Origin of the sequence: Exiguobacterium profundum (genome assembly GCF_001909285.1) — a bacterium.
In the GTDB taxonomy this organism is placed as follows: Bacteria; Bacillota; Bacilli; order Exiguobacteriales; family Exiguobacteriaceae; genus Exiguobacterium; species Exiguobacterium profundum.
Genome location: NZ_MRSV01000001.1, coordinates 1935701 through 1954276, shown reverse-complemented (window position 1 = coordinate 1954276; position 18576 = coordinate 1935701). Strand labels below are relative to the sequence as shown.

Sequence of the window (18576 nt, the reverse complement as noted above, 5' to 3'; positions counted from 1 at the left end):
TTGCTTGAGACAGTCACCTTTTAGCGTTTCATGACTCCATTCAAAAAGAAATGAAAGTAGACTTCCATCGTTTCCTTCATATTCTCGATTGAAAACTGAGGATCGGACAGGATAGCCTGTTGCATGAATTGTACATAGCGTAAATAAGAAGAAGTGGATAACGTCGAATCAATTGACCCTTGGGCCTTCCCGTATTCAATCAACCGGGCGAAAGCAGTATATCCTCGAGTCGCAAGCTGTTCCCAGTTCGGGTCTTGTTGAATCATTGCTGTGATGGTCTCGTCAAAGAGAACCGCTGACTGGATTTTTCGTGTTAGGATCTCGACGAGTAACGCATCGAATGGAGCGTTCGATTCAATCGCATGTTCAATCCAACTCATCTGCTCTTCTGTCATCTGCTTTAGGACTTGCACGATAACCTGGTCTTTTGACCCAAAGTAATTATAGATAGATACGGGGGAGACGTGCGCTCGACTCGCTAACTCACTGATTGTGAATCGGGATTGCTTCTCTGTCATCAAGTCATAGGCGGCACGTAAGATCGCTTGTTGTTTTTCTTCGGTGCGTTTCGCAAATCCATCCATTGATTTAAGCGCTCCTCTCTCTAGTTTTGTAATCAATATACCATATCCATTTCAAAAAAGAACGTGATATACTAGTTTTGTAATCATATCGTAAAAAAAATACAAAAAAGGAGGGTTCGAGATGATTCGGATTCAGCGATTGACGAAACGATTTGATGCCACACATGGTATTTTTGACGTTTCACTACATGTATCACCAGGTACAATTTTCGGATTCATCGGACCGAACGGCGCTGGGAAATCCACAACGATTCGACATTTGATGGGTCTTTTGAAGCCGAGTGAAGGCAAGGCGACCATCAACGGATTCGACTGTTGGCAGGAGACGGAGCAAGTGAAACGGAGTGTCGGCTATTTGCCAGGAGAAATCAATTATCCCCAGAACATGACGGGAGAAGAAATCATTCGATTGACGCGCCATTTGCACAAAACGAATTCGGATCGTGAACGGCAATTACGTGAACGGTTTTCATTCGATGAGGCGACGAAAGTACGGAAGATGTCAAAGGGAATGAAGCAAAAACTCGCCATCATAACCTGTTTCATGAAAGATGTGCCCGTCTATATATTGGATGAACCGACGAGCGGATTAGACCCGCTCATGCAAGATCGTCTAATCGATTGGTTAATTGAAGAAAAGCAATCTGGGAAAGCGATTCTCATGAGTTCTCACCATTTCCCTGAGATGGAACGGACGTGCGACCGTGCCGCGTTGATTAAAGATGGACGCATCATCATCGAAGAGGACATGGAACAATTACGACAACATAGCGTGAAACGGTACCGAGTCGAATTTTCAACGGAAGCGGAAGCCGTTCGATTCGCGGCCGATTCTGGTGAACGGGACGGCATGCATGTTGAGGTCACCATCTCGACACCGATAGAGCTGAACCACCTCATCCGAACATTGGCGGAGTTTCAGGTTCAATCACTGACAAGTGGCACAGACGAGCTCGAACATCTATTCATGCAGTATTACGGGGAGGCGACGTGACATGTTAATTTGCTCCATGTTGAAACAGAATCGCAGTTGGATTCTAGGATATTCAGTCGGGACTAGCATATATCTCTTTTTCTTAGCCGCAATCTTCCCATCTATTCAAGAAACAGGATTGATTGAGGCAAAATTAGAGTCGTTGCCACCTGAGCTTCTCGATGTCTTCCAAATCGATGCGTCGATGGCGATGGACAACGTCCTCAATCTATTGTCGAGTAACTATTATGGCTTGATTTTTTACGTCCTCGCAGTTTTATTCGCATTGACTTTCGCCTCGAAACTGTTGGCCAAACCGGTCGATTCTGGAGAAATCATGCTGTATATGGCGGCCCCGATTTCTCGAGTCACGTATGTGATGTCAAGCTTTGTTGTGTTGATTGTGGCAGTCGGGCTATTTGTCGGTCTAAATGGGTTGAGTTTAATGGCAGCGGACCTTCTGTTCGATTTACAAATCGACTATGCGGTATTGTGGATGCTTCAATTGAATGGAGCGCTCATGTTGCTCGTCCTAGGCGTAGCCGCTTATGTGATTGCGAGTCTGTTCGATGATAGTAGTAAATCCTATATGGTGACGGGCGGGATATTCACGTTCTTTCTCATGGTGAACATCATCCAAGGAGTGAGCGATCAATTCGATTGGATGTCAAACCTCTCATTCTTCTCTCTCTTTGACGCCGGTGCCATCATGCGTGAGGAATATTGGGGAATCCATTTCATCTGGTTACTCGCTCTCCTGACCATCTTTTCAGCACTCTCGTTCATCCGATTCACCCGAAAAGATTTGACGATTTAGTTTTCCGAAATAAATTCTCGGGTATGATACAATCAGCTCGTTAGAATGAAAAGGGGATGAATGAGATGCTTTACGCAACATTACGAAATAAGGTCGAAATTCCGATGATCGGCTTTGGTGTCTGGAAGGTCGATAATGAAACCGAGGCACCAGCTGCTGTCGTTGAAGCCATCAAAACAGGCTATCGTCACATCGATACGGCTGCAATCTATAAAAATGAAGAGGGCGTTGCGAAGGGAATTCATCTCTCAGGTGTAGACCGCTCTGAATTGTTCATCACGTCGAAGATTTGGAATGATGACATTCGTGAAGGCAAAACGAAAGAGGCATTCGAAGACTCGTTAAAACGACTCCAGACAGATTATTTGGACCTTTGTCTGTTGCATTGGCCGGTAGATGGGTTCGTCGATGCGTGGAAAGATCTCATCGATTTAAAAAAAAACGGAAAAATCAAAGCAATCGGTGTATCCAACTTTAAAGAACACCACTTAGAAACATTGAAAGAAGCCGGTCTGATGGCGCCACTCATCAATCAAGTTGAACTTCATCCACAACTCCCGCAACCGGATTTGTTGGATTACTGCCAAGATGAAGGGATTCAAATCGAGGCATGGAGTCCACTCATGCAAGGAAAGTTTTTAGACATCCCTGCTTTTTTTTAGATTGCAGAAAAACATGGGAAGACGCCGGCACAGATAGTTCTCCGTTGGCATCTTGAGTCTGGTCATGTCGCGTTACCGAAATCGGTGACACCACATCGAATCCGTGAGAACTTTGATGTATTCGACTTCTCACTCGATGCGGACGATTTGGCGAAAATCGATCAAGTGGCGACAGGGGAACGTCTCGGACCAGATCCAGACGAAATCGACTTTTAATTGAGAAGGGGTTCGCATATGCGAGCCCCTTTATACGTGTAGAGTCACATGGATGCGGGTATTGAATATTATGTTACAAAAGGAGGTGTTTGATCTTCATTTAGAAGATCGTGCTTATGGACTTATCAAAATGGCCGATTGTAAACTGGGTCGCTTTTTTAGCGACCGTCGTCATCAACTACTTCGCGAGCGGCGACAATGCAGCGGTTTCGGACCGCATCGATATCTACTTTAAGCCGGCAGGATACGCTTTCTCAATTTGGGGTGTCATCTATGTCGCGCTTCTTGTCTGGCTGGTGCTCCAGTTGAAGAAAGGGACGACGGCGAATCTTCAAGCCGAGCGAATGAAGGCTGGATTTTTAGTCTCTTGCGTGTTGAATGGTTTATGGTTATTGGCATTCACGAACGAATGGTTCGTCGTCTCACTTGTCATCATGGTGTTGTTCCTGGCGACGCTGTGCTGGTTGTATTACATCGCTTTTCGAACGTCTACGAGTTGGCTCGATCGGTTCCCGTTCTCCATCTACATCGGCTGGGTATCAGTCGCGACCATCGTCAACACGTTCGTTGTGATGAAGACGGAACAGATCACGTCGCTGTTAGGTCTTGATGAACTTGCCTGGACCTCACTTATGCTGATGGTCGGTGTAGTCCTTGCCCTACTCTTTATGTGGTGGCATCATGATTTCATCTACCCACTCGTATTCGTATGGGCGTATATCGGAATCTTGGCTAGAATCGAAGAAGGCACACTCTATGTTGTGATTGTCAGCGCCCTTGCATTGCTAGCGATTGGGTATATCGGTTTGATTTTGTGGAAACGTCCGAAATCGTTTTTGCATCATACGCGTAAAACAGTAGAACAATAATCAAGAAAAGGGTATCTTCAGGATATCCTTTTTTTGCGTTCTGAAGAACCTATAAATAAATAATATTTATGGATATTTATTCTTTATTGAACATAACTAAAAACGATAAATCCATTGATAACAGTTATGTATACGCTTTCAATAGCACTCTTTGAGATAACTGTTATGCAAAAATGCATGCAACTCACTTGATTTTTCAGAATATTTAGAACAAAATGTTAATTACGAAACTGTGAGTGAAAGGGGTCGATGATATGAGTCGAGTTGGTTTGTATGACTCAAAATTTGAGAAAGATGCGTGTGGGATTGGACTTTACGTCAATTTACATGGGCTAAAGAAACATAAAAACGTCCAAAAATCGCTCTCCATGTTATGTAATTTAGAGCACCGAGGAGGACAAGGTGTCATCGATGCTGGTGATGGGGCTGGTATCATGACTGAAATTCCACACGAATTGTTTACGCAAACCATGAACCTTCCGTCACTCGGTCGTTACGCTGTCGGAATGGTTTTTTTTCAGCCGTCTGAGAATCAGCTTCACGAAAAGATCACTTTGATGGAACGGATGGCGGATGAACTTGATTGTTCGACGATTGAATGGCGCGAAGTACCTGTCGACCCGATGCAAATCGGTGAACATGCACAGGTCACACAACCGGTGATCTATCAATGGTTCATCTCATGTCCATTCCTAGATGAGGACGCGAATGAACGCGTCTTCTATGAACTTCGTCGAAAAATCGAAAAGGTCGAATCATTACCCCTATATATCGCAAGCCTTTCAACGAGAACGATTGTGTATAAAGGGATGTTGACGCCAAATCAAATCGCAGCATTTTATTTGGACTTGCAATCCCCTCATTACAAGAGTACGTTCGGCATCGTTCATTCTCGTTTCTCGACGAATACGTTCCCTTCTTGGGAACGAGCACATCCGAACCGAATGATAGTCCATAACGGGGAAATCAACACGCTTCGCGGAAATATCGATGCGATGCGAGCGCGGGAAGGGGTCACGTCAACAGACTTATTTGAAGACGTTCAACACTTGTTCCCTGTGCTTCAAGAGGATGGAAGCGACTCGTCCATGCTCGATAACGCTTTTGAATTCTTCACACGAACGGGTCGCTCGATTGCCCACACGGCGATGATGTTGATTCCTGAACCATTTGTCGAAGGACAGATGGAACCGTTCAAGCGCGACTTTTATCAGTATCATTCATCCATCATGGAGCCGTGGGATGGACCGACTGGAGTCGTCTTCACGGATGGAAGGCAAATCGGGGCAATTTTAGATCGTAACGGCTTACGTCCGATGCGTTATGTCGAAACATTGGACGGGGAATTGATTCTCTCATCTGAAACAGGAGTCATTCCGGTTGACGCAGAGAACGTTAAATCAAAACAGCGTTTAAGACCAGGACAGTTGTTATTGATCGACTTGATTGAAAAGCGATTGATACCAGATCATGAGATCAAAGAGACGATTGCGAAGTCAGAGCCTTATCACAAATGGCTTAGGCAGATGATGATTCTTGAGGATCGAGGGGTCGATGAAGAAGAACTGCCTGAACTCGAGCGTGTGCAACGTGCGTTTGGATATACGAAAGAAGACATTGAACAGTATATGGTTCCGTTAATCAAAGATGAGAAAGATCCAATCGGCTCGATGGGACATGACCAACCAATCGCGGTGCTCTCGACACGACCCCGTTCCTTGTTCCATTATTTCAAACAACACTTCGCACAAGTGACCAACCCACCGATTGACGCGTTGCGGGAGAAAATTGTAACGGCTACATTTACTTGGATTGGTCCGCAAGGAGATCCGGTCCATACCGGACGAGGTCATGCGAAACGTGTGTGGTTAGATCATCCGATGATTGATGGGGCGGCCCTCAAGCAACTTGACGAGAGGCTCAAGGTCGAACGAGTCGATACGACGTTCATGGATGATTTAGAGACATCTCTTGAGTCACTTTTGCGACAAGTCAGTGAGATGGTTCGGAATGGAGCAAATGTGATTGTTCTATCTGACCGGCTCATCGATCGCGAACAGATTGCGATGCCGTCTCTCCTCGTACTGAGTGCAGTTCATCAACACTTGATTCGAGAGAACTTGCGATCGAGCTGTAGTCTTGTTTGTGAGAGCGGTGAGGTACGAGAAGTGCATCAAGCAGCGACCTTGATTGGGTATGGGGCAGATGCGGTGTACCCTTACGTGGCCTATGCGACCATTCGAGATTTAGTCGAACGTGAACAAATCGCGCATTCATTTGAAGAGGCCATACGCTCGTATCAAAAAGCAGTCGTCGAAGGCATCGTCAAAATCATGTCGAAAATGGGTATCTCGACCATTCAAAGTTATCGCGGGGCTCAAATTTTTGAAGCCGTCGGACTAGACCGTGATTTGATTGAAACGCATTTCAGGGGAACCACGTCCCAACTGTCTGGGATCGGATTTAAAGAGCTAGAAGACGAGGCGAAAACACTCCATACGTCCGCCTATGCGACGAATCGGCCGCTCGAAGCGGGAAGTGATTTCCAATGGCGTGCAGATGGGGAAGAACATGCATTTAATCCGAAGACGATTCATTTGTTGCAACGTGCATGTCGTGAGAAGGAACGAAAATATTATGACGCTTATGTGAAGCTACATGATTCATCAGGACAGTTCATTCGACAGTTGTTTGCATTTAAAACGCAACGTCCTGTGCCACTCGAAGAAGTGGAACCAATCACGTCGATCGTTCGCCGTTTCAAGACGGGAGCAATGTCATTCGGGTCCTTGTCGAAAGAGGCGCATGAAACCCTCGCTATCGCCATGAATCAGATTGGTGCGAAAAGTAACTCGGGCGAAGGTGGGGAAGACCGAGCACGCTTCGTCCCGGATGAGTTTGGGAACGAACGCATCAGCCGCATCAAGCAAGTCGCGAGCGGGCGATTCGGGGTGACGGCAGAATATCTGTACCATGCCGATGAGATTCAAATCAAGATGGCGCAAGGGGCAAAACCGGGTGAGGGTGGTCAACTTCCCGGAAATAAGGTGTACCCATGGGTCGCCGAAGTACGCGGATCCGTTCCAGGTGTTGGGCTCATTTCACCGCCTCCACATCACGACATTTATTCGATTGAGGACTTGGCCCAACTCATCTTTGACTTAAAGCATGTGAACCCGAAGGCGAAAATCAGTGTCAAACTTGTCTCGAAGTCAGGCGTCGGGACAATCGCAGCGGGTGTGGCGAAAGCGAACGCGGATACGATTGTCATCAGTGGATATGATGGTGGGACCGGTGCTTCTCCAAAAACATCAATCAAGCACACAGGTCTTCCTTGGGAACTTGGTCTCTTAGAGACGCATCAAACGCTCGCGTTGAACGGGTTGCGGGGGAGAGTAACACTTGAGACAGACGGAAAGCTCATGACGGGACGAGATATCGTCCTAGCTGCCATCTTCGGGGCGGAAGAGTTTGCGTTTGCGACAGCACCGCTCGTCGTCCTTGGATGTATTATGATGCGCGCATGTCATTTAGATACATGTCCGGTCGGTGTGGCGACACAAGACCCGGTGCTTCGTCAGAAATTTATGGGGAAACCAGAACATGTCGTCAACTTGATGACGTTCTTGGCCGAAGAAGTACGGGAAATTTTAGCGTCACTCGGTATGACCTCACTTGATGAAGTGATTGGTCGAACGGATCTTCTTGAAGAGAGTGAATGGAAGACGAGTCATCCGAAAGCAAAACGGTTAGATTTAGCACCGATGCTCTCGATGCCGACACCACTTCCTGAACGTGAAGAACTCGCTCACCCGGCATATCGTTCCTATGATCACCGGAAATTGATTCCGGCAGTCTCTCGGTCAATCAACTCGTTGCAGCCGACATTCTTCGTTGGTCGCATCCGAAACACCGATCGCGCCGTCGGAACACAGTTAGGGTTTGAAGTGACGAAAGTTCACGGTCAGGTCGGTTTAGCGGATGATACCATTTCGCTTCGCCTCAGTGGATCAGCCGGACAAAGCCTAGGAGCATTTTTACCACGAGGGATCACCATTTCCGTCATCGGTGATGCCAATGACTATATTGGGAAAGGCTTGAGCGGTGGAAAATTAGCATTGATCGCTGAAAAACATGCGCCGTTTGATGAAAGTAAACAAATGATTGCCGGTAACGTCTGCTTGTACGGAGCGACGAGCGGACAGGCCTTCTTTAACGGTCATGTCGGCGAGCGTTTTGCCGTTCGAAATTCTGGGGCGACGGCAGTCGTCGAAGGAGTCGGCGATCATGGATGTGAGTATATGACCGGGGGAACAGTTCTCGTCCTCGGTGACGTCGGACGGAACTTCGCAGCCGGCATGTCAGGTGGCATCGCATATATTTATGGGAATCAAGCGTACGATCGACTCGTCAACGAGGAGCTCGTCTCCGTTATAAAAGAATTGAACGATGAAGACGTGGAACAAATTTATGCACTTCTTGAGGCGCATCAGTTTCATACAGACAGTGTCAAAGCACGGACCATTTTAGAGTCGTTCGTACAAGCTCGCTCTCGCTTTGTAAAGGTCGTTCCACGAGATTATGCGAATGTATTGGACGTCATGCGTCGAATCGAGGCGAATCGACCGGAGTTGAGTGAAGCAGACCGAGCGCTTGAATTGTTCCGGGTTGTGACTGAGGGGGGTAACGCATGAACCATAACTTTTTAAACATTCCACGTTCCACATTACCGGAACGTCAGGTGGATGAACGAGTGAAGGATTATGAGGAATATACGACGCGAATGGATGACGAATCGGTCAAACAGCAAGCAGCACGTTGTATGGACTGTGGCACTCCATTCTGTCATGTCGGGGATATGATTGGACAGGAGACGATTGGGTGTCCGATTCACAACTATATCCCGGAGTGGAACAAGCTTGTGACAAAATCGGACTGGATGGGAGCGTATCACCGATTGATGGAGACGAATAACTTCCCAGAGTTCACGGGGAGAGTTTGTCCCGCACCATGTGAGGGGTCTTGTACACTCGGAATCAGTGAAGATCCGGTTGCCATCAAATCGATTGAACGAACCATCATCGATCGGGCATTTGAAGAAGGATGGGTGAAACCAAGACCTGTCCATCGAAGAACCGGGATGACCATCGCCATCATCGGAAGTGGGCCGGCTGGATTAGCGGCTGCTGACCAACTGAACCAGCTCGGACATTCCGTCACCATCATCGAGAAGGCGGATGAACCGGGAGGGCTACTCATGTACGGAATCCCGAACATGAAACTGGATAAGGACGTCGTGAGGCGCCGTATTCGGTTACTCGAACAAGAGGGGATTGTCATCCAGACGAACATAGAGGTCGGTACGGATGTGACAGTCGAGGCGCTTCGGAACCAATACGATGCGGTGATCTTCGCTACAGGAGCTCAGAAACAGCGCACGCTCGGGATTGATGGCGATGATGCACGTGGTGTTGAAATGGCGATGGACTATTTGACGGCATCCATGTACGAACGGAAAGGATTGACTCGATCACCAGGACATGATGCCAAAGGCAAAGACGTCATCGTCATCGGAGGTGGTGATACAGGGGCCGACTGTGTGGCGACCGCGATTCGTCAAGGAGCGAAATCTGTCATCCAGTTTGGGAAGCACCCTTCGAAAGGATTGTTTAGGGCTCCTGAGCGACCATGGCCACTTCAACCGGATACGGATACGACGGATTATGCGTATGCCGAATCGCTTGCGGTCTATGAAAAGGACCCAAGAACGTATTTGATTCGTTCCAACCAAATCGTTACGAGAGAGGGGCGTGTCATCGGAATCGAGACGGAACGGATGACGAAAGTGGTCAATCCCGATGGTCAAGCGACGTTCTTCGTGGAAGAGGATTCGATGGAGACATATCCGGCGGACCTCGTCCTCGTCGCCATCGGATTTGAGCGACCGGAGCATGAGTTGCGGAAAATCGGCGTCGAGAAGACGAAAGATTTCCAGACGGCAACGGAAAACGTTTTTGTCGCTGGGGATGCCAAGCGAGGGCAAAGCTTGATCGTATGGGCGATTCGGGAAGGTCGAGAAGTGGCAGAGGTCGTCGATGCGTATCTCGATACTTGCAAGACCGAATTAAAAACCTCATCATAAAAAGGAGCGACAGCCGTCGCTCCTTATCTTTTGTTTAGGAGGAATTTTATGTTCACCGAAATCCTCATGTATACGGGAATCTGGTTTATTCTCATCCTCATTTTATTAGCAACCATTTAATCACGACGGAAAAAATGATCAAAGCACCATCGCGGCAATCACACCGAAGATGATGAGTGGAATATTGTAGTGTAAGAACGTTGGCCAAACCGTTTCACGCAAGTGATCGTGTTGACCGTCAGCGTTCAATCCACTCGTAGGTCCGAGTGTCGAGTCACTCGCTGGGCTACCTGCGTCCCCAAGCGCTCCTGCAGTCCCGATGATGGCGATGGTCGCCTCGACTGAGAACCCGTATTGTACACAGAGCGGGACGAAAATCGCAGCAATGATTGGAACGGTCGAGAAACTTGAACCGATTCCGAGCGTGATGACAAGGCCGACGAGCAACATGACGAGAGCGGCAATGAGTTTAGAGTCACCCATTAAATCGCTCGCTCCGTTGACGAGTGGTTCGATCGCACCTGTCTCGCGGATGACGGCAGCGAATCCACTTGCAGCGATCATGACGAACCCGATGAATGCCATCATGCGCATGCCGCTTGTGAAGATATCATCTGCCTCAGACCATGGAATCAGGCGGAAGATTGAGAGTAAGATCAGACCAGTCACCGCAGAGGCGATCATCGACTCGGTCTGCAACTGAACAATCAACACGATGAGAACGACTGCGAGTGTCATGATCATCTTCAAACCACTCATTTGACGTACTTCATAATCAGTTGGTCCGAGTGCGATCGTTTCATACGTTCTCGGTTTACGGTAGTGAATGAACGCAGCTATCAATCCGACGACCATCCCCAATGCCGGGATTCCCATGATTGAGATGATGTTGACGTCTCCGACAGTCAATCCGTTCGCTTCGACATTCGCGATGAGAATCTCATTCAAGTAGATCCCACCAAACCCGACAGGTAACAGCATATATGGTGTCACAAGACCGAACGTCAAAATGGTCGCTACGAGACGACGGTCTACATTCAACTCATTGAACAGCACGAGTAACGGCGGAATCACAATCGGGATAAAGGCGATGTGTATCGGAAGCACGTTTTGAGAGCTGATGGATAACAATAAGATGAGTGACAACAGGAATGCTTTGACAACCATCACACGTTTTCCTGACACGTCACGACCTGACATTGAAATCAATTTTCCAGCTAAGACGTCCGGAAGCCCAGTTTTAGATAACCCGACAGCGAATGCACCGAGGAGTGCGTAGCTGAGTGCGATGCTCGCTCCACCACCAAGACCGTCACTGAAGGCGGTCAACGTATCGTTGAACCCAAGTCCTCCAACAAGCCCTCCGACAAGCGCCGCTAAGATTAATGATAATACAATGTGCACTCGGCTGATGGCGAGCGCAAATAAGACGATGACTGCAAGTAATACTGCGTTCATATCGATCCAACACCTTTCGCGTTTTCTTTCTCTTGGTATCACTTTAATATGATAAAGACTTTTTGAAATTTAACATATGATGTGACCCTTGTCAAATCGAAAAAGAAAAAAAGCGATAACTCGTGAAAGTTATCGCTTAAGTGTTACATCTCGACGTTATGATACACTTGGCGCACATCTTCCAAGTCTTCGAGCACATCGATTAGTTTTTCAAACTGTTCTTGCGAAGCGTCATCGAGTGACACTTCGTTCTGCGGGAGCATCGTCAATTCCGCAACGGCAAACTCTTCTACACCGGCAGCCTTGAATGCAGTTTGAACGGCGTGGAACGCTTCTGGCTCGGCATAGACGATGACCGTCTCGTCTTCCTCGATAACATCACGCACATCAAGGTCATGTTCCATCATGAGTTCGAGGACGTCATCTGCCGACATTTCATTGACACCGATGACGGCAGTTGCATCGAACATATATGCGACCGAGCCACTGACTCCCATGTTGCCTCCGTTTTTACCGAACGCGGCACGAACTTCTGAAGCCGTACGGTTGACGTTATTCGTCAATGTATCGACGATGACCATCGAACCATTCGGACCAAACCCTTCATATCGAAGCTCATCGAAATTTTCCTCATCGCCACCTTTGGCTTTGTCGATGGCACGATCGATGATTGCCCGGGGCACGTTATACGTCTTCGCACGCTCCACAACGAATTTTAATGACTGGTTCAACTCAGGATCAGGTTCCCCTTGACGGGCGGCCACATAAATCTCGCGACCGAACTTCGCATAGACGCGACTCGTGTTCGCATCTTTTGACGCCTTCTTCTCTTTAATGTTGTTCCATTTACGACCCATTACATGTCATCTCTCTTTCCATTTGTACGTAGATTCATTACAGATTATATAAGAAGTTGTGGGAATTGACGAGAAAAGTTTTACTCGTCACCTTTGTCCATCTTCTCGACAATCTCTGTAAGTGTCTTCAAACTCTCAATGAGTCGGTCAGTTTCGTCCTCATTCAAAAAGGCGAGACGTTCCTCGAATAGTCTACGGAATGAGTCTCTGCGCTCAAGTAAGATCCGTTCACCTTTCTCGGTCAGTTGATTCCAAATCACGCGGCGATCCCGCTCGTCTGGCACCCGCGTAATATACCCTTCGTTCAATAATTTCGTGATGAGCGGGGTAACGTTCGGTGGCGCGATGGAGAGTGTCTCACTGATTCGTCCATTCGTGACAGCCCCCTCGTCCTCAATCAACATCAATAGATGGAAATGAGAGAAGTTCAGGTTTGGAATTTGAGGAAAATCAGATCGACGTAACAATTTACGACGAATTAAAGGAATCAGTTTGACAAACTGGTCCGCTGCATCTTGTTTCGGCATAATAGATTCACTTCCTAGTTAGGTTCTATTTTCATTATACACGAGTTAGGTGAAGTTGAACCTAAAAACGGGTTGATGTGATGATTGATACATCATAGTAGAGATTGAATCGACACAAAATATGTAAGCGTTTACATTAAAGGTTTGATATATTTTCATGAAAACGCATTCGATTTTACTGAGGACGCAAACAAAAATCAAGAGCTATCAAAAATAAATAAAAAAATATTGTGAAAGAGTTCACATTGTTGTCACCCACAAAACCTGAAAAACATTGTATTCTATGAATGTGAAGGAAAGCACAATCTCTAAAAAACAGTCATCATAATGTGCTTCCATCAAGTCAATATGTTCATTAAAAGCTCTCACTTATGAGGAGGAACCTAACATGGCAGTCAAAGAGAAAGCAAAAGTGGAAACAACGGCAGAACAAATGGTGGACACGCTCGTAGCCAGTGCGCATAAAGCACTCGATACGTTGATGACGTTCGACCAGGAGAAAATCGACCATATCGTACAGGCGATGGCGCTTGCAGGACTTGAGCAACACGTCGCACTCGCGAAATTAGCACATACAGAAACAGGTCGCGGTGTCTTTGAAGACAAGATGATCAAAAACATCTTTGCGACAGAATATATCTATAACTCACTCCGTGGTGAGAAAACGGTCGGCGTCCTTGAAGATGACGTTCAAAACGGAATCACATACATCGCGGAGCCAGTTGGTGTCGTCGCTGGTGTCACACCGGTCACAAATCCGACATCGACAACGATGTTCAAAGCAATCATCGCCATCAAGACACGTAACCCGATCATCTTCGCGTTCCATCCATCAGCGCAACAATGTTCAAGTGAAGCGGCCCGTGTCCTTCGTGACGCAGCAGTGGCGGCAGGTGCTCCTGAAAACTTGATTCAATGGGTTGAAGTTCCATCACTCGATGCGACGAAAGCACTCATGAACCACCCTGGCGTGGCTATGGTCCTTGCGACGGGTGGGGCGGCAATGGTCAAATCCGCTTACTCGACTGGTAAACCGGCTCTCGGTGTCGGACCTGGTAACGTACCAGCATATATCGATAAGACTGCAAAAGTGAAACGCGCCATCTCAGACGTCATCCTTTCAAAAACGTTCGACAACGGTATGATCTGTGCTTCTGAACAAGCGATCATCGTCGATCAAGAAGTATATGAAGAAGTGAAAGCAGAGATGACGTCACTCGGTTGCTACTTCTGCTCACCAGAAGAAAAAGCAAAACTTGAAACGCTCGTCATTCGGACAGATACATGTGCGGTCAACCCTGAAATCGTCGGGAAGCCGGCAGCATGGATCGCTGAACAGGCAGGTCTCAAAGTACCGGCTGATACGAAAATCTTGATTGCAGAACTCGAAACAGTTGGCGCAACAGAACTACTCTCTCACGAAAAATTAAGCCCGGTTCTCGGTGCGTATAAAGTTCAATCACGTGAAGAAGGATTCGCAATCGCTGAAAAAATGCTTGAGATTGGTGGTCTCGGTCACACAGCGGTCATCCACTCAACAGATGACGATGCCATCCTTGAATTCGGTCTCCGTATGAAAGCTTGCCGTATCATCGTCAACTCGCCTTCAGCACACGGTGGAATCGGTGACCTTTACAACGAAATGACACCATCCCTCACGCTCGGTTGTGGGTCTTATGGTAAAAACTCCGTCTCAGAAAACGTGACGGCGAAACATCTACTCAACGTGAAAAAGGTGGCGAGACGTCGCGTGAATATGCAATGGTTCAAAATACCTGAAAAAATCTATTTCGAGAAAAACTCAGTACAATACCTTCAATCGCTCACAACGAAGAAACGGGCGATGATCGTCACAGATGAAATGATGGTCAAACTCGGATTCGCTGACAAAGTCATCAAAAACTTGCCTGCTGGCGTCGAGTACCGCATCTTTGACCAGGTCGAGCCTGATCCATCTGTTGAAACAGTCATGAGCGGTGCCGAAGCGATGCGTCACTTCCAACCAGACATGATTATCGCACTTGGTGGTGGTTCACCGATGGATGCTGCGAAAGGCATGTGGCTTTTCTACGAACGTCCAGAAGAGAAATTCTCTAACCTACGCCAGAAATTCATGGATATCCGTAAACGGACGTACAAGTTCCCGACATTAGGTAACAAGTCAATGTTTATCGCCATCCCGACAACGTCTGGTACAGGTTCTGAAGTGACACCGTTCACTGTAAAAACTGACAAAAAACGTAACGTGAAGTATCCGATTGCTGACTATGCAATCACACCAGATGTCGCCATCGTCGACCCAGAGTTCGTCATGACCGTCCCAGCTTCAATCACGGCTGATACAGGAATGGACGTCATGACACACGCAATCGAAGCATATGTTTCTGTCATGGCGAATGATTACACAGACGGACTTTGCCTCCGCGCCATTAAGATGATTTTCGACTATCTACCAAAAGCGTATGAAAACGGTAGCGACGCTGAAGCTCGTCAGAAAGTACACAATGCTTCAACGATGGCGGGTATGGCATTTGCGAACGCGTTCCTCGGTATCAACCACTCGATCGCTCACAAAATCGGTGGGGAGTTCCACGTACCACACGGTCGTACGAACGCAATCCTCATGCCACACGTCATCCGTTACAACGCGACACGCCCATCGAAACTTGCGGCGTTCCCGAAATATGAGTCATTCATCGCTGACGAACGTTACGCAGAAATCGCACGTTACCTCGGTCTTCCAGCAAGCACGACAGCTGAAGGTGTCGAGTCACTCGTCCAAGCGATCATCGAGCTCGGTCAACGCTTGAACATCAAACTTTCGTTCAAGGCGCAAGGCATCAAGAAAGCAGAACTTGATGCGAAGATTGACAAGATGGCGGTCGACGCATTCGAAGACCAATGTACAACGGCGAACCCGAAAATGCCGCTCGTTGAAGAATTAAAAGAAATCATGTACGCAGCATACGAAGGCGTATAAGGATCAACATTTACAAGTGGGCCCGTTCAACTCGAACGGGCTTTTCTTGTGATCGGAATATGATATTCGGATTCTAAAATTATATTTAAATTGATAAAAAATTGAATAGTCAGACGATAAATAGCTGTATATAATAAAAATGGTATATATAGTAATTTATTGATGAATGGGGATCGTGTAATGTTCATATTGATTAGTTTGTTGCGTTCAATCGCGACAGTTTTTCTTTTCTTCAATCCAATCCATCCGACGCCGCTCGAGACCGCTGAATATATTTCATCAGTCGATCGAAATGCGGATAGTTGGGAGAGTGCCGACTTTTTTGAATCATTCGGAACCGAATTACCCATCGACATGGACCGAAACCTCCTTTACACAGAACGGATAACCGGCTGGACTGAGATTGAAATGGGGGACGAAATGTATGAGGGGTTTTCATCGATGACGTTTGATCAACCGTTCAAAGGTACGATTCTACATATGACGTGGGGACAAGACATTCCGGACGTGAAAGAGAAAGTGGTCGTCTTACCGACAACAAAGTTTTCATATGACAGCATCGAGGATGCGTATACCGTCGATTACGCAGGTGAGGTTTTGAATGACCAGGAAGCGAACGCGTACTTGTCAGAGCTCGCATCTAAGGGAGCTGCAGGATACCTGATCACCCCTTTTGAAGACGACCCATATGAGACGGGTTTCGTTTTCACGTCATCCTATATGCCGTTAAATGGTACAGGGGTAGACTTGGATACAGCTGAACAACTGAAGGACGGGGAAACGATTCAAGTCAAGCCCTATAATGAAGAAATCCCGTATGTAGAATTTGTCCAAAAAGGCAAGACGGATCAAGAGATTGTTCTCATGTCACGACTCGATTCTTCCTGGCACGGGGCCCATTATTTGTCTTCCGTCGGTCCCTCTTCGGTCTTATACCACCTCATACAGATGATGGACAACGAAACACCGTACTATACGATTCGATATGTCTTTTTGAATGGAAACGGTGACTCCAGAGAAGCGAGTGACGATTTCCTTGAAAGGCTAACGAGACAAAAAGCAAAAGTGAAAACGGTCGTCATGCTCGATATTCTTGGGACTGGTGACGGTCCGTTATACGTTCGGACCAAAGGAATGAAATCCTACCCAGTACTAGAACAGGCGCCATTCTCTGATTTAGAAGTGCGCTCGTTGGCAAGTTCACCGGGTGACGCTTACGATGAAGCGGGAATTCCTTATCTGATGTTGAGTGACTCATTAGAAGGAAGTTGGCATGTGTTCACCGAGAAGGATACGTTCGAACGCCTGTCGGAAGGTGGGTTAACGGATGCGGTTGATTGGTTACACGATTGGCTAACTCACTGACCTCATAGATGTCGCCGTCTCATTTGACGGCGACGTATTTTTTTGTATGACAGTTTCGGGTATGATAGTAATGGAGGCGATACGATGAAACAAGAGATGACGATTACGACAGCATACGGAACGATTGCAGGAACTTTTCTTTCCCATGAGGAGCCCCGGGCGACAATCGTCATGTTGAGCGGAAGTGGGCCGAGTGACCGTGACGGCAATATGGGTGGTGTCGGTTTTAATACGTATGCCAAGTTGGCAGAAGCGTTGTACGACCGCGGATACAACGTGTTCCGATATGACAAACAAGGGATTGGCAAGTCCGATGGGGACTTCAATAAAGTCGGTTTACATGATTTGATTAACGATGCGATTCTTGTCGTGCGCACCATTCGACAACTGGCTGATGTGAATCGCTTATATCTACTTGGTCATAGTGAAGGGGCCGTTCTTGCTCCTGCCGTTCAACTTGAGACGAAGGCTGATGGACTCATCTTACTTTCCGGTTTCCATGAATCGTCCAAGCAGATGTTCTTATACCAAGCAGATGCACTCGCTAAAGACATCGAACATGTGAAAGGGATAAAAGGTCTCTTCTACCGGTTGACGGGCGTTGCCAAAAAAGTTAGGCAGCGACAGGACGATTTGTTAGAGCGTTCTTTACGGACGAACGTCTCGTCTTTCAAATATCGAGGTCAAGTCGTAAATGCGAAATGGATTCGAGAACATGCATCCTATGACGTCCGAGAGCGATTGGAGCATGTGACCGTCCCGGTTCTTGCGATTACCGGGGGGCGTGATGTGCAAGTCCCACCAGAGCACGTCCATATGATTCAAACAAAAGGGGAGGTCACCTCATCGATCATTGATGATATGAATCATCTTCTCGTGACACGGGAGTCACCCCATTCGCTTCTCATGCTGCACAAAGAGTATCGAGAAGCAATAGATGCGCCGATTCATCCAAAACTCGTTCAAGAATTGGATGAATGGTTAAAAAAACAGTCATAAACTCGAAAAACGGTCATATATTGACCGTTTTTTATGTTATAATTGTGACAAATTGAATGAAACTGAATGTTTTTGAATGATTTTAGTTGTTTTTATAATGAAAACGCTTTATATTAGACGTATGGAG

The 18576-nt window shown here is 47.0% G+C and carries 12 protein-coding genes and 1 pseudogene; 9 read left to right on the top strand and 4 right to left on the bottom strand.

Annotation, left to right across the window (positions count from 1 at the left end; all coding sequences use genetic code 11):
* Positions 1-20 precede the first annotated feature (20 nt).
* On the bottom strand, positions 21-584 hold the full coding sequence (locus BBB58_RS10105) for a TetR/AcrR family transcriptional regulator (protein ID WP_074037098.1): 564 nt from the start codon (positions 582-584) through the stop codon (positions 21-23).
* 121 nt (positions 585-705) lie between these two features.
* On the opposite strand from BBB58_RS10105, the gene BBB58_RS10100 reads away from it, so the two are divergent.
* The 6 genes and pseudogenes from BBB58_RS10100 (at position 706) to BBB58_RS10075 (ending at position 10263) form a co-directional block, all read left to right on the top strand.
* Entirely contained in the window at positions 706-1578 is an 873-nt protein-coding gene (locus BBB58_RS10100; RefSeq protein ID WP_074037097.1) for an ABC transporter ATP-binding protein, read from the top strand.
* Between the two features lies 1 nt (position 1579).
* Positions 1580-2374, top strand: a complete 795-nt coding sequence (locus BBB58_RS10095) for an ABC transporter permease subunit (RefSeq protein ID WP_074037096.1) — start codon at positions 1580-1582, stop codon at positions 2372-2374.
* Positions 2375-2439: 65 nt separating this feature from the next.
* A pseudogene (locus tag BBB58_RS10090) lies at positions 2440-3252 on the top strand (aldo/keto reductase).
* 116 nt (positions 3253-3368) lie between these two features.
* Positions 3369-4121: a TspO-related membrane protein gene (locus BBB58_RS10085; protein WP_074037095.1), complete on the top strand. Its 753-nt coding sequence runs from the start codon at positions 3369-3371 to the stop codon at positions 4119-4121.
* A 254-nt stretch (positions 4122-4375) separates the two neighbouring features.
* Positions 4376-8815 carry a glutamate synthase large subunit gene (gene gltB, locus BBB58_RS10080; RefSeq protein ID WP_074037094.1) on the top strand — a complete coding sequence of 1480 codons (4440 nt, stop codon included), beginning with the start codon at positions 4376-4378 and terminating at the stop codon, positions 8813-8815.
* Positions 8812-10263: a glutamate synthase subunit beta gene (locus tag BBB58_RS10075; protein WP_074037093.1), complete on the top strand. Its 1452-nt coding sequence runs from the start codon at positions 8812-8814 to the stop codon at positions 10261-10263. Before gltB ends, BBB58_RS10075 begins: the two co-directional genes overlap by 4 nt.
* A 138-nt stretch (positions 10264-10401) precedes the next feature.
* Here BBB58_RS10075 and BBB58_RS10070 read toward each other — a convergent pair whose 3' ends face one another.
* The 3 genes from BBB58_RS10070 to BBB58_RS10060 all read right to left on the bottom strand — a co-directional run bounded on the left by BBB58_RS10070 (position 10402) and on the right by BBB58_RS10060 (position 13105).
* The gene (locus BBB58_RS10070) at positions 10402-11721 is read right to left on the bottom strand and encodes a Na+/H+ antiporter family protein (protein ID WP_074037092.1); all 1320 of its coding nucleotides are present in this window, start codon (positions 11719-11721) and stop codon (positions 10402-10404) included.
* A gap of 143 nt (positions 11722-11864) precedes the next feature.
* Positions 11865-12578 (bottom strand): YebC/PmpR family DNA-binding transcriptional regulator, encoded by a 714-nt coding sequence (locus tag BBB58_RS10065; RefSeq protein WP_012726206.1) that lies wholly within the window; start codon positions 12576-12578, stop codon positions 11865-11867.
* A gap of 80 nt (positions 12579-12658) precedes the next feature.
* Complete coding sequence (locus tag BBB58_RS10060; RefSeq protein WP_012726207.1) at positions 12659-13105, bottom strand: MarR family winged helix-turn-helix transcriptional regulator; 447 nt, start codon at positions 13103-13105, stop codon at positions 12659-12661.
* A 388-nt stretch (positions 13106-13493) separates the two neighbouring features.
* On the opposite strand from BBB58_RS10060, the gene adhE reads away from it, so the two are divergent.
* From adhE to BBB58_RS10045, 3 genes are all read left to right on the top strand, one after another.
* On the top strand, positions 13494-16085 hold the full coding sequence (gene adhE, locus BBB58_RS10055; RefSeq protein ID WP_074037091.1) for a bifunctional acetaldehyde-CoA/alcohol dehydrogenase: 2592 nt from the start codon (positions 13494-13496) through the stop codon (positions 16083-16085).
* Positions 16086-16265: 180 nt separating this feature from the next.
* Positions 16266-17450: a zinc-binding metallopeptidase family protein gene (locus BBB58_RS10050; RefSeq protein ID WP_074037090.1), complete on the top strand. Its 1185-nt coding sequence runs from the start codon at positions 16266-16268 to the stop codon at positions 17448-17450.
* A gap of 84 nt (positions 17451-17534) precedes the next feature.
* A complete protein-coding gene (locus tag BBB58_RS10045; protein ID WP_074037089.1) occupies positions 17535-18449 on the top strand; it encodes an alpha/beta hydrolase in 915 nt (304 codons plus the stop codon).
* Positions 18450-18576 lie beyond the last annotated feature (127 nt).